The organism is Roseivirga sp. E12 (assembly GCF_017592825.1).
GTDB lineage: Bacteria > Bacteroidota > Bacteroidia > Cytophagales > Cyclobacteriaceae > Roseivirga.
In genome coordinates this window covers 72765-85963 of record NZ_JAGFMD010000005.1, presented here as the reverse complement: position 1 = coordinate 85963, position 13199 = coordinate 72765, and the positions used below count along the sequence as shown (strand labels likewise).

The window sequence follows — 13199 nt, the reverse complement described above, 5'->3', positions numbered from 1 at the left end:
GATTTGAATATTGAATAATGAAATCTACGATTGCCCAACCTGCTCAGAATAGTTTGCTCAATATAATCTTTTATATCTGGAACATGTAAATGGGTTTGTTGAAGTGGTAAAATAAAATTGGCGTTTATTGAATGAAGTATTTGACCGAAAAACACATAGGCTTTCTTATTTCATTGATCGTATTACCTGCTCGAAAACGAATTCCGGTTTATGCCTTGTTAAGCAGCGTACATCACCAAACTGACATTCTGGTTGATGACAGTCTGCACATGCCAAACCAGAAGAATCCAGATAACCCCTGTTTGGTCCAATTGGATGAACAGAATATGATGGGGTACTACCAATTAAGCCAAAGATGGCCATGGGAGTGGTTGAGGCCATATGCATAAGTCCGGAATCTTCTGACAGCATTAGCTGAATATGAAATAGTACGGCATATGCGTCTATCAATGTAGTCTTCCCAACCAGGTTTATCACCAGATCTGAACCAAGCTCCTGTTCCAAATAAGCTGCTTTTTCTTCGATTCTTTTGTCTCCAATACAAACAAATCTGGCATTAGAATTCTTTCGCCTTAGCCAGATTCTGGCAAACTCTACATAATTCTCCAAAGGCCAGTTTCTGGTTTTCCAGTATCCGGCAGGATTGAGTAAGACCAGTTCGTTTAATCCATCCCACCCATTTTCCATGAGAGTTGATTTGCCTCTTTCAGCATTCTTATGTTGAACCGGCCTGAGAATCACAGATTTAAGCCCAAGAGCATTGATTGCCTCTTGATACCTTTCTCCAGCATGTTTTCTGCCATATCTATCGAATTCAGACCATGAATAAGGCCTTAACAACCTTCTGATGAGTGTGCTGATTCTATTGTGCTGTAAGTCGATAACAATATCATACTGTTGTCTCCAAAGTGTTGGAAGTACAGGAAGAATACTCCATGCGATTTTTCTGGCATCGTGAGATGAGCTCAGAGAGTAAACCCGATCAAAGAGGATCACACTTGTTGCGGTAGCATTGATTTTTTTTCGTGATAAAAAATCAATCTGGCAGTCAGGATAGTTTTCTCTAAGACTTTGTAAGTAACCCAGCGTCAATGCCACATCCCCAATGGCTTGTAACCTGATTATCAGAATACGCCTGGGTGATTCCTTTCGTTTCCATGGACTGAAACGCAGGTCGTCAGATTCAAGGTTTGGAGCCGTTTTGGGGGTACTTTTTTTCAATAGTTGAACACTTTTGTATCGGAGAACTATGGTTTCGAGGAGTAAATTGCAAGGCAATTGAAATGAGAGTTGGGTAACAAGTTGCGTTTGACCCAATTCTTCCAATTATGAGGAAAATGTACAATCCGAAACCCGGATACACGTAGTTCCTTTAAATTGTCCGTGTTGAAATACCCCTTGATTGGGAACATGAACATTTCAAAACCATGATTTGCAAAAAAGACTTTTTTCATGGTTTCTATTCTTTCTTTTTCTCTCTTCCAATTTTTGACGATTTGAAGACCAGTAATTAACAAGGAGCCCTGGTCGCAGAGTAATGTTTTCAGAAAGTCAAAAGTGGAAAACGGATTGGTGAAAAATATGGAACATCTGTTTACAATGATCAGATCAAATTTCTCATCTTTAAATAAACTTAAGTCATTTAGGTCTACCTGTAGAGGCCTCCACTCTTGATTGGTGTAGTGTTTATGAGCTCCTAATCCGTCATATTCATCATTTAAATAGTCGATGGCCCATACTTGATGACCTGATTTTGATAGCCGATTGCTAAGCCATCCATTCCATGCTCCAACTTCCAGAATTCTTAACCCTTTCTTGTCGGCAGTGAACTGTTCTATAAACTCAAGGTCGAGTTGCTTGGCATTCCAGAGATATGCCTGGGGCACATCTCTGGTAAAAGGGAGCTCATCGAAAAGAGATTCCTTGATTTTTCTGTTTTCTTCTTGTTGGCGATACTTTACCAGATTATCAGTGAAAACATCCAGTCTTTGCTTAAACTCTGGTGTTACCAATGCAGGCACACCATTGTGCAATTGAAATGAATGATGACTTTCACAAGTCAGGTGATCATTTAGTTTGCTTGAACAACGAGGGCAGAGCATCAATTAGTTTGATAGTAGTTTAAGTAAGATTCTACGGTGTCATGGATACTATGAATTGGATCAGTATGCTCATTCTCATGCACCCTGTTTAACAAGGCAGTACAAGATTCAACAATGGCACCATCCTTTTCAAAGATCAACCAGTTCATACTCTTTTTGGCAATTCCAACCTTTCTGGAGACGATTGACATTCCCTGGGCAAGGGCCTCAGTGAATATCATTCCATAAGATTCAAACTCACTTGTATGTAGAAGCAATTTCGCAGTTGACATAAGTTCTAATACCTTTGGCCTCGCTACTTCGCCATAAAAAAAAACGTGATTTTCTAAATTTAGCTCCTTCACCATATTCTTAAGAAAATCTTCTTCAATTCCTTTGCCGACTATCGCAGCCTTCATTTTCGGAAAGCTCTTTTTAAGGAGATTTATGGATTCGATAAAAAGATCGAAACGCTTCAGTTTTATAAGTGAGCCAACTCCCAAAACATCTATCTCTCTCATATTATTTGTGAACTCAACTTGTCTTTTTATACCCCAGTGAATTACCTCCGAACTAACCCCAAAATTATGGTTGAGTTGTGCTTTCTGAAAATCGGAAACTGTAATGAGGGTCATTTTTTTAAGGGGTAACCATCTGGCAAAAAGATTGGTGGGTAGTACGTCCTGCCCCATTAAGGTAGTTAGGTGTCTGACAGGGTAGAGCCTTGAGAAAATATGCCCGATCAATGCGCTTTCGTTGAGCCAGAAGCTATGAATATGTGTAATACGTTCTTTCTTGTTGAGTTTTCTCAACTTAAGTAATACTCTTATCCAAATGATCAAACGTTTAACATATCTACCATTCAAGCCGAATGGAATTACACGGATTCCATGGTAATCATAAGAAGTGGTAGTGTTTGGATATTGCAGCGAAAGAATGGTAAGCTTAATTGACCCACTTTGCTTTAGGGTAACCATAAAATCCTGTAGTGGTGGAATGCAGGTGGTATCTTGTTCACCGGATGCAAAGCCAGGGGTTATAACAACAAGATTTTTAGTCATTTCTTACAATATACAATTAATTCAAATACTCTTTTGAAGCTTTAAACTTCTGTCTTAATACTGGATAAATTGATTAAAAGATGCTTTGTCAATCGGTTTTCAGTTAATTAATAGCATTACCCTTGCGACTTAAGGGACTTTGTAGAAACGAATGACGCCTGCTGTAGGCGAATTTTATAAAGTAAAAGAGAGGCCTTAACATATAACTCAGCAGCGTATTGACTTTTACCACCGGATAGCTGAAATGTTGTAATACCTTATCTGCAGAAAAACTCAAAAGCAGGAGCTCTTTTTTGCTCAAATGAATCTCTGACCGTTCGCTCTTGCCGATAGAAGAATTGGGAGTAGCCAGCATTGATCTAATGGTTTGCTTTAAATTAATTTCCTCCGGTTCAAGAGAGAGAAAAGCGAAGACTGAGTTGATTACGGCATTGCGATTGGCTACCAGTTGTTCATACCGTACCGTCAAACAGTTATCATGACTTTGAATCCTTAACAAAGCGTTGAAGCGCAATGAGGATTTAAGAAAGTACTGAAGGGGGATTCGGTGAACGCCTGAGTTCATCAAAGAAACTTTTAAAGAAACAAAACTATCTTTCGGGTTTCTAATCATATTCACAAAAAGGGCTTTGGGAAACTCTTTTTTCAATTGATCATAATTCAATTCGAGTCCCGGGCTTTTTTCCATCCAATACAGGGTGTCAGTATTGATCTTTCCTCCTCCTAAACAGGTAGCATACCCTAACATAAATGGGACAACATGGCGATAATACAATGAATCAGGACGGACCTCTCCCATCAAATTCCACCATCCACGACAAATGCGAACATATTCAAGATACCTTAGGGAATCAGGCTCATTCTTGCTTAAAATCCAATATGGGGGTTGACTCATAGGATCGATCAGTTTTTCAAGCCAATCAGAACAAAGGATTCTGAAGGAATCCTCCTTGTTTAATCCCGATACTTTGGCAGATAGGAATTCGAAGTACAGGGGTTCACAGGGCAACGAACAGATTGCCGGATGGCCATCGATCAAGTCTCTTAATAAAGTAGTGCCGCTTCGAGGGTTACCTCCTATAAAAATGGGACTAGCGATCAACTTTTTCGCCTTGGATATTTCCAGCTTACTTGGGGCGTATGGCGACTCGGTAACTCCTTTGTCAACAACACTTTTGGCCCATCTCCTCCTTGCGAGATGAAGCTCATTTGTCAGGTTTCTATGTTTTCTAGACGTTAGAAGTACATTCAGTTCTTTCTCTAATTGGTGAAGTGTGTCTGTTGTATTCATTGCTCCATTCCAATCTTCCTTATAATTGATTCCTTATAAATAAGCAACTTATGATTATAGCCCGATTGAACTAATATACCCATATGCCTTTAATTAAGCTGATTTTTTAATATCATTGATAATCCTTGATGCATGATTTTTGCTACCTGAATAGTGCCGGTTTTATTAAAATGGCAATGGTCAAAGAAAACCGTAGTATCGCTTGGAAGCACCGCTTCCAGATCTATCATATGTACTCTGTCTTCCTGCCCTTTTTGCCTTAAAACCTCGTTGAATTGTTCCATGCCGTCTTTCAAGGCTCCGGGGACATATCCCGCATTCTGAATTATTAGCTCGGAAAGAGAAGTATAGTCGATTTCTTGAGGGCTCATAGCTTCCTTCCAAAGCACTGGTTGAGTGATTAAAACCAGTTCTATTGATTGTTTCTGGCTAATTTTGATGATTTCATCAATTTTATCGGAGTAATCCTTCAAGGCCAACTCAAGATTTGGCAGGTGCTCGCTTAACACCGCTTCCTTTTGCTTTTTTCGCGTTTCCAGAATCTTTGCTCTCACGTCATCGTCTTCACTGTTTTTTTGATGTAAATAATTGCGTTTGATAACTCTTAGGTGCATCCAAAGCTCTGTTTTTTGATACCAGGCTGAAGCCTCTTTTCTAGGAAACCGTATAAACGACCTTCGTAGTAACATTGGGTCTGGATCATACGGTAAATAATTTTCATTCAAATGAATTGCTCTCATAAAATCATTGATACCAACTAGCATAATGACCATGTCTATATTTTCCATTTGCTGAGATAGCTTCTCCACCTGAACGCTATGGTGGGCTAAGTTTAGGCCAGATCGTCCCACATTGCCAATAGTGACAGGAGGTAGGTCGTCAGCAGTGTTTATCAACTCTTCGAGTAAGTAGGTCCAATTGTCTTTATCACTTAAGCCAATGCACTCTGTAGTACTTCCACCGAGCGCAAGAATGTTATACCTGCTTTTCTCAAATAAGTGTCTGGATCGGTAACCATCACTATTTGTGGAATGCTGTATGGTTGAGTCAAGGCCGGGGAATAAGTCGTGCAGGTGCACATCTATTTGAGCATTCGTATTGGGTTCTCTGACATAATAGAGATCATGGGGGGCTACTATCCTAAGCGTGAGTTCTGCCAGTAGTAAACCAAAGACTATACCTATAAATATCAAGCTCAAATTAAGGAGGTATTTTCTCAGTATCTTTTTCATATTGTTCAAAAATTCAAATATTGTTACCCAGGTCTAAAACCTGATCGCACAATTCTTTAGTTAAGGGATCGTGAGAAACCCAGATGATTATCTTTCCATGATCTGAGAGTTTCCTTATCAGGTCATGAATCATTTGGGTCGTTTCTATGTCCAGATCGTTGGTAAGTTCATCAATGAAGTACACATCCGGGTCATGATAAAGCGTTCTGGCAAAAGCAAGCCGTCTTTTTTCACCGCCCGACATCATCAGTCCATTTTCACCTACCTGACTGTCCAGTCCTTGTTTTTTTGATTGACTCCAGGTCTTTAGTCCCACTTGAGACAAAACTTCCCATAGTCTGGCCTCGTCTCGTTCACCACCAAATGTCAGATTTTCAGCAATACTGGTATCAAGGATAAGTGGTTGTTGGTCGAGATAGGCCATGTGTGAAAACCAATTTGGATTGTTGTACAAACCCGTTTGCTTATCATTGATCAACAACTCTCCGTCATATGTCTTTGATAAACCACTTAATACTCTCAATAAACTACTTTTTCCAAAGCCTGATGGACCCATAATACCAAGAACCTCTCCCTTGTTTACCGTGAAACTCAAGTTTTTAAAAAGTATTTGATCCCCATTATATACGCTTAATTCGCGTACTTCAATTTTATCAATGCAGTCGGCTATCGGGCTGTAGTTAATCTTATCAAAGTGTGTTTCGTCTAATCTTTCATGAAGTAATTCAACCGAATGTTTACTGGAACTTATGGCGGTAATGGCATTGATGATTCTATTGAGAGAAGGAATAAGTCTGTAGGCTGCTGTGGCGTATAGCCCCAGGCTCAGAGCCAGTTCAGCAGGTTTAAAGTCTCCTGACAAAAACCAAGCTACCACGATTAAAATACCTGCAAAAGCCGCCACTTCAAGGATCCTCACCGACATGGTTTGCAAGAACTGGCTCTTTGCAAAGAATCGGTTTTGAATCTTGTATTCATCCATGAAAGTCTCTAAAAAATAAGATTCTCGCTTGTAGAGCCTCACCTGAACAAATGAGTCGAGAGCCACCATCAGATTTTTAGTGGTTTTGGTTAGCTGATGCCTAAGCCCTATGTCTATTTTATTGGTGATTTTGTTTTTGGCATAGAGTGCCAGAGCGGTACACAATAGAAAAAATCCCGCGGTAAGCAGGAATATTTCGGGAGTAAGTATTAGTAAAACAATGCTGATCAGGATGATTACCACACACTCGCTGGCCAAATGAATAATAGAGGTTAAGATTTTTTGAGCGAATGTGATTGGTAGATAATTGATCTCCTGGGTTAAAGTGCCAGTATTACTCTGGCTATAAGTAGGGTAGTCTATAAGAAAATACTTTTCAACTAAGCTTCTACAAAGTGCATTTGCCACCTGAAAGCAAGTTCTAATCTGATAGGCAGAAATCAGGCTCCCGAAAGAGTTTTTTAGAAGCAATAGCACAAATAGTATTAGGAGCATGGGAATAACCTCTACTTGAAAGAGCATCGAGTCTGCAAGAAATTTGAAGGCGCCAAAACTCTCATCATTGCCTTGTGATTGGCCTATTTGATAAACAATCAGCGGTATGGCGGTGCCCAGTGTAAAAAGCTCAAGGAATGTATTGAAAACAAATAGCAAGACATGTGTAGTGAGCTGCCTTCGCTGACGGGAAGTCAGAAGTTTAATGCTCTTTGCGATGGTTTTCAAAACAAACATGGTCGTTCTTTACCGGCTATTCCTATTGAGAGAAAGTGGTTTCTTACCGTTTTGTTGCCATTTCATCATAGTGCCAGCATAAAGGCTTTTCAGGCCCAATTTAAAAAACTGCAAGCCATATTTACCCTTAAGTTTCATCTTGTGATGGTTTACTTCGCTTATCACTCTGACAACTGCATAGTCATAATATTTACGGCTGTAAGTTCTTTCAAAATCTATATCTCTATCAGTGCTTAAGTGCCATTCTGGTTCGATAGTTTTCTTGGTTTCTATTTCATCATACAAAGAAGTTCCTTTAATAGGATAGGCTACAGTGATGGTAAAATGATCGGGATTTGAAATTTTGAGGTGGTTAATTGTCTCCTCAATGTCCTCTTCGGTTTCTCCAGGATACCCTAACATAATAAATGTCCCCGCTTCAATACCTTGTTTACGAGTTTCTATAATCATGTTTCTGACTTGATCTACAGAGACTCTACGATCCATTGCATCAATGATCTTTTGGGAACCACTTTCAGCACCAATCCAAACTCGGATACACCCCGCCTTTTTCAAGAGCCCAATTACCTCTTCATTCATGCGGTCTGCCCGACTGATACACTCAAAAGGTATTTTGACACCTTCTGTTTCAAGTGCACCTACGAATTCTCTGAGCCACTTGTGACTCACAGTAAATACATCATCTACAAACCAAATAGTATCAGGGTTGTAGCGTTCCTTAATTTCTTTGAGTTCTTCTACCACTTTTGCAGGCGACCGTCTACGATAACTCTGTCCATATACCGCGGTACTACACCATTTGCAAGTGTAGGGACAGCCCCTTTGAGTGCTAACACTTAGTGCATTTTGCCCATGATGCGATTTCCAGGCATCAAGGTATTTTTGAATATCTATTGCCTCTCGGTTGGGTATTGGTAACTCGTTGATGTCGCGTACTTTGGTGCGCGGAGCTGTCTTTGTCAATTCACCCGAATTGAGATAAGCAAGCCCTGCAATATCCGAGGGTGGTTGTTCGGGGTGTTTTTGTAGATGTTCTACCAACTCAAACATAGTGTTTTCTCCCTCACCAATCACAATATAATCTGCCCCGTTTTTTAAATAGTTTTCTGCATTATATGTTACATCGGGTCCGCCCATAACTACTGAAGTATTAGGAGATAGCTTTTTACAGACTTTGGCAATTTCCAGCACATTCAATTTGGTCATCAGATTAGCATAGATGGCCAGTATTTTAGGTTTTTCTGTTCTGATTTGCTCAAAGAGACTTTGCATATCTGAGAAGGTGCTATCAAACACTTTGTTCTCGATTTCTTGTTGATTCAGGAATGCAGAAATATACAGTAGACCCAATGGAGGATAGGGTCGCATGATCTGCTGCTCCTTCTCATCATCTGCGATGAAATATCCATGGGTTAAGAGTACACTCATCTAGCTTGAAGTTCAATATAATAATGATCGGACATACGACCTTGCCAGCTAAACCTGGCAAAACGCTTTTCCATAAACTCAATGAATTTAAACAAGGCCGGAACTCTTCTGATTAGGCTTTCCATATAAGAAGGTGGCGCAAAGAACCCAATGGGTTTTACTTTTACCTTGGTAAATTCAGGGGTAAATGCTTTGCTAAGTTTCTTGGGTGAGTAGTACCATGTTTCTACTTTTACACCGGATACATCAGCCATCACAGATGGTTTCTTTCTTCTGAAGACTTCACTCATTTTCAACTTGAAGACAAAGTAAAAACTCTCCCAGATGCAGAATTCAGGCATAATTACTAGGATAAGCACCCCGTCTGGCTTTAGAAGTTTTTTAATATCACTTTTGAAATGTTCAAGGTCTTCGTTGCCAATACAGTTGAGGCCTCCAAAATTGGAAAATACGAGGTCGAATTGATTAGACCATTCACTTTTGCTAATGTTCTTAACATCAAGCCTTTCTAAACGAACCTTGCGACTACAGCCTTTATCATTAATTTTTTCTTTGGTACGGGACAACATCTCCTTTGAAATATCGGTAGCTGTAACCATATGTCCTGATTGAGCCAGGTGTATAGCATCTTCACCGGTACCACAGTTGAGTTCGAGAATGTGGAGGGGTTTACCATTTCCTGTATACTGATCAAGGTATTTCCAAACCTGTCCTCTTTGTAGTCGACCGATAAGAGTGTCGGTAAAATCCTGATCATAGGTTTTAGAGGCTATGTCAAAGTGCTCGCTCATGCTTTTGTCTTAGCCAGCTTTTTGATCTGCGAGCCATTGATCAGGGCCATAGGCAGGTGGTAACCCGTGGTGAGTATATGTCTCACAGTCTTTTTATTAAGTGAACTAGGAGAGCCAAGACCTTTTTTTAAGGCATTGAGCCCTCTCCTTAACTTATGACGGTTGTGCACATAACGATGCAATTTCTTATAGAAAGCGGGCGGGTAAGTGTTTTCGAACATCAAATCGAGATCATCTGAATCTACCCAGTTAGCCTTGGCCTGCAAGTCGTCTTTCACTTTGTCGTAAAACTTGGTCCCGGGTAGTGGGTAGGATACGGATATGCCTATTTCTTCCGGCATAATATCTAATACCATATCAATGGTTTTGTAGATATCTTCTACTGTTTCGCCCAAATAGCCAAACTGTAAAAAGAGAGCTACATTGACCCCTTTTCTCTGTAGTTTAGGTACGGCCTCATGAATCTGTTCTACAGTTATGCCCTTGTCCATGGCATCCAATATATGTTGAGAGCCTGACTCTGCTCCCAGCCAGATAGTTTCCAACCCTGATGCGACCAGAGCATCTATAGTATCTTCTTTCAACAGCAGGTCCACACGAGACTGGATCATGTACTGGAAATCCAATTCCTTTTCTTTGACCAGCTTATTGAAGTGCTGAACCCATTTGGGGGTAAGACCAAAAATGTCATCACACATCCAAAAGTGATTTACCTTGTAGGTTTTGGTAAGCATTTCAATCTCCCTGATGACATGCTCGGGTGATCTAGAATTGTATCGATTACCATAAATAGGTTTAGCACACCAGTTACATTTATATGGGCAACCTCGGGTGGTTGCAATATTGATGCTAAAATAGCCATGGTTCGATTGCCAAATATTCCTGTAAGCTTCCATATCTACCAATTCCCAGGCGGCTAGTGGAAGGTCATCCAGCTTTTGAAGTACTGCTCTCTTAGGAGTTTGGGCAATTCTCTCATTTGCATCAAAATAAGATAGGCCTGGAACATCGGCCACCTCATTACCTAGGTCTAAGGTGTTTATGAGTTCTTTTACTGTGGCATCTCCTTCTCCCATGATCACATAGTCCACCCCATTTTGCAAATATTGATCGTAGCGGTCACTTGAGTCTGAACTACTGATTATTACTTTGGCGCCTACAGACTGAGCGAGTCCGGCCATTGTATATGCAGCATCACGCATGGTGGTGAGGCACATTTTGGTCAGATAATTAAAGCCATCATCGTAAATAAGAAGGTAATCTGGTTTAAACTTTTCCAGCACCTTTCTAATCCGAGAAGGATCATCATTTAGGCAATTATCAAAAAATTTCACCTGATGTTCTTCATCCCTGAGCAATGCGGTAAGCTGAATAGTACCTAATGGAGGATAGGGTTTTTTAAAATGCCATTGCTTGGCATCGAGAGGATAAAAATAAGTATTGGTAACAAGTACTTTAGCCATGAATGGGTTCTGTATTTATACTGCTTATCGCTTCATCAATATTTTCCTGTACCTTGCTTAGTACTCTTTTTTGAAAGTTCTTATCATGATTTTTTGATGTCCCTCTGTGTGATCGGAAAGCCAACTCAAACTCTTTATCTGAATAACCTTGTCCATACATCTTAGTCCATCTTTCATAGGTCTTCTTCATGAAAAACTTATCCAGTTTTTCGGCCAATCTATGATAAAACAGCGGTTCTAATATTGTCTTCGAAAATCTTTTTAGGAGGCTTGGCTTACAGTACTCTTTGATGGGGAGTATGACATTGGGGTAAAACTCTTTATACCATTCATTGGCTTCTATGAATTGCTCGTAATAATCATGTCCTCTTAATGGAATTAGAGTGCTGACTTCCGTAGCTGTGAATATGTTTTTATCAGGGATTTGTAACGTCTCTTCATCAATAAAATAATTAGTACAGAAATATTTTTTTGAGTTTAGAAGAAAGACTCGTTTGAATATCACCAGAGAGGTACGTGCAATCCAAAGACGATGTTTTTTGGTAATAATAAAATAATCAATGTCTGCATCTTCAGGAACGGCACCTTTCGACAAAGAACCAGATATAAATACTGCCCTTACAAATGGAAAGCAGTAGATTATTTTTGACATTCGTTTGGCCACCTTTAGAAGTTTCTTGGCCCTTATCTCACCTTCTTTACGTCTTTGAACTATGAATTTAGAGTCTTTTAGAAAATAGTAACCATCACTTTCTTTTATTGTACCGGATAAGACAAGGTCGTCCAACGTTTCGTCTATTGAACTAGTAATCAATGAACTGGTTTTAACCCTTAGTGCTATCTCTCTTATTTTTAAAGGGTGGCGAAATATGTGATAGTATGCCAGTACTTCAATTACAGCTCTTTCAATGGGTGAAATGTCGTATTTTGATCTATTCATTTAGTACAATACTCAATAGATTCATTCTCTAAAAGTTTAAACCTACCGAGTGTCTCTTCGTTGAATTGGTCTCGCTCTGGGTCTATTAACCAGCCATGCTTATTAAAATATTTGATTGCCGAAACAACGTGATGATAAAGTAACTTAAGCTTTTTATAGGACCCTTTATAGAAGTGGTGATATATAAAGGTATTGGGAAAATATGTGGTCCTCCACTTCCTTCGAATTCTTCTTGAAAGGTCAATGTCTTCACAATACAAAAAAAAGTTTGTATCAAATACTCCAACCTCCATCAAAGCCTCTTTTCTCATGAACATAAAACAACCCGATAGGTACGGAGCATCAAAACTCGTCCTTTCATCTGCAAAGGACATGTTGTACTTATTAAGTTGGGTTTTGATGTTTTTCTTGACTATCTCTGGGAGGAATCTTCTGAACAACAAATCCTGAGGTTTAGGCAGTAATTTATAAAGGGGTTGTTCACTACCATCGGGATTCAATACTCTTGGTAATAAAAGGCCAATATCTACATGCCTGTCCATATAGCTCACAATTTTTTCCATTGTCCCTTCATCGTAATAGACATCTGGATTTAGCACCAGATGGTATTGGCCAGAGTCGAGGTGTTTTTCTATCACGGAATTATGCCCGCGCCCAAAGCCAATGTTCTTTCCAGTCCATGTATACTGGCAGTCCAGAATAGTCTCAATTGACCTTTTTAAGATATTGGTCGGTGAGTTATCAATGAAGTGAATATCCATTAATGCTCGGGAAGGTAATAGGCTTTTGCAGAGCTCCTTTATAACCTCAGGTTCGTTTTTATACAAAACTACAGAGACAGTTACTTTTGAAATACCCTGCTTACTCATGCTACCCGTACTTATGTTTCGGTGTAATGGCTGTTGTTGACTCAAGATATATTTTTCATATGATTATTCTTACGGCATTGATAAATATCTTTAATAAGTTAATCTGCGTATTCTCGCTGAGAAAATCGTGTTAATGTTGAAATCCTGGCACTCCAGTATTTGGTTTTTTAGGGTATGAGTTTCCTCATCATAAATTAATCCGGAAACGCTTCTCAATTTCTATTCTAGGTGCATTGGCTGCTGTGTTGGCGCAGTTGGTGATTTAAAGGCTTTCACTCCATTGGGTCTTTGGACACATACTCCTTGGGCTTGGAATTCATGATTAGTTC

At 39.6% G+C, this 13199-nt stretch carries 11 protein-coding genes; all 11 read right to left on the bottom strand.

Annotated elements, in window-relative coordinates:
* Positions 1-165 precede the first annotated feature (165 nt).
* The 11 genes from J4E76_RS12725 to J4E76_RS12675 all read right to left on the bottom strand — a co-directional run bounded on the left by J4E76_RS12725 (position 166) and on the right by J4E76_RS12675 (position 12870).
* Complete coding sequence (locus J4E76_RS12725) at positions 166-1221, bottom strand: glycosyltransferase family 9 protein (protein ID WP_208504721.1); 1056 nt, start codon at positions 1219-1221, stop codon at positions 166-168.
* A gap of 26 nt (positions 1222-1247) precedes the next feature.
* Positions 1248-2021 carry a class I SAM-dependent methyltransferase gene (locus tag J4E76_RS12720; protein WP_208504720.1) on the bottom strand — a complete coding sequence of 258 codons (774 nt, stop codon included), beginning with the start codon at positions 2019-2021 and terminating at the stop codon, positions 1248-1250.
* Positions 2022-2101: 80 nt separating this feature from the next.
* On the bottom strand, positions 2102-3142 hold the full coding sequence (locus J4E76_RS12715; RefSeq protein WP_208504719.1) for a glycosyltransferase: 1041 nt from the start codon (positions 3140-3142) through the stop codon (positions 2102-2104).
* A 103-nt stretch (positions 3143-3245) separates the two neighbouring features.
* The gene (locus tag J4E76_RS12710) at positions 3246-4433 is read right to left on the bottom strand and encodes a sulfotransferase (RefSeq protein ID WP_208504718.1); all 1188 of its coding nucleotides are present in this window, start codon (positions 4431-4433) and stop codon (positions 3246-3248) included.
* A gap of 89 nt (positions 4434-4522) precedes the next feature.
* Complete coding sequence (locus J4E76_RS12705) at positions 4523-5665, bottom strand: SGNH/GDSL hydrolase family protein (protein ID WP_208504717.1); 1143 nt, start codon at positions 5663-5665, stop codon at positions 4523-4525.
* A 13-nt stretch (positions 5666-5678) separates the two neighbouring features.
* Positions 5679-7370, bottom strand: coding sequence for an ABC transporter ATP-binding protein (locus J4E76_RS12700; protein ID WP_208504716.1), 1692 nt, complete (start codon positions 7368-7370; stop codon positions 5679-5681).
* A gap of 18 nt (positions 7371-7388) precedes the next feature.
* Positions 7389-8807: a B12-binding domain-containing radical SAM protein gene (locus J4E76_RS12695; protein WP_208504715.1), complete on the bottom strand. Its 1419-nt coding sequence runs from the start codon at positions 8805-8807 to the stop codon at positions 7389-7391.
* Entirely contained in the window at positions 8804-9598 is a 795-nt protein-coding gene (locus tag J4E76_RS12690; protein ID WP_208504713.1) for a class I SAM-dependent methyltransferase, read from the bottom strand. The genes J4E76_RS12695 and J4E76_RS12690 overlap by 4 nt, the downstream gene beginning before the upstream one ends.
* Positions 9595-11061 carry a radical SAM protein gene (locus J4E76_RS12685; RefSeq protein ID WP_208504711.1) on the bottom strand — a complete coding sequence of 489 codons (1467 nt, stop codon included), beginning with the start codon at positions 11059-11061 and terminating at the stop codon, positions 9595-9597. Before J4E76_RS12685 ends, J4E76_RS12690 begins: the two co-directional genes overlap by 4 nt.
* Entirely contained in the window at positions 11054-12001 is a 948-nt protein-coding gene (locus tag J4E76_RS12680; RefSeq protein ID WP_208504709.1) for a hypothetical protein, read from the bottom strand. The genes J4E76_RS12685 and J4E76_RS12680 overlap by 8 nt, the downstream gene beginning before the upstream one ends.
* Positions 11998-12870 (bottom strand): glycosyltransferase, encoded by an 873-nt coding sequence (locus J4E76_RS12675; RefSeq protein WP_208504707.1) that lies wholly within the window; start codon positions 12868-12870, stop codon positions 11998-12000. Before J4E76_RS12675 ends, J4E76_RS12680 begins: the two co-directional genes overlap by 4 nt.
* Positions 12871-13199 lie beyond the last annotated feature (329 nt).

Excerpts from the sequence above, each read along its gene's own strand:
- J4E76_RS12715 (WP_208504719.1), bottom strand. The coding sequence starts at position 3,142 with ATGACTAAAAATCTTGTTGTTATAACCCCTGGCTTTGCATCCGGTGAA.
- J4E76_RS12710 (WP_208504718.1), bottom strand. The coding sequence starts at position 4,433 with ATGAATACAACAGACACACTTCACCAATTAGAGAAAGAACTGAATGTA.
- J4E76_RS12705 (WP_208504717.1), bottom strand. The coding sequence starts at position 5,665 with ATGAAAAAGATACTGAGAAAATACCTCCTTAATTTGAGCTTGATATTT.
- J4E76_RS12695 (WP_208504715.1), bottom strand. The coding sequence starts at position 8,807 with ATGAGTGTACTCTTAACCCATGGATATTTCATCGCAGATGATGAGAAG.
- J4E76_RS12690 (WP_208504713.1), bottom strand. The coding sequence starts at position 9,598 with ATGAGCGAGCACTTTGACATAGCCTCTAAAACCTATGATCAGGATTTT.
- J4E76_RS12685 (WP_208504711.1), bottom strand. The coding sequence starts at position 11,061 with ATGGCTAAAGTACTTGTTACCAATACTTATTTTTATCCTCTCGATGCC.
- J4E76_RS12680 (WP_208504709.1), bottom strand. The coding sequence starts at position 12,001 with ATGAATAGATCAAAATACGACATTTCACCCATTGAAAGAGCTGTAATT.
- J4E76_RS12675 (WP_208504707.1), bottom strand. The coding sequence starts at position 12,870 with ATGAGTAAGCAGGGTATTTCAAAAGTAACTGTCTCTGTAGTTTTGTAT.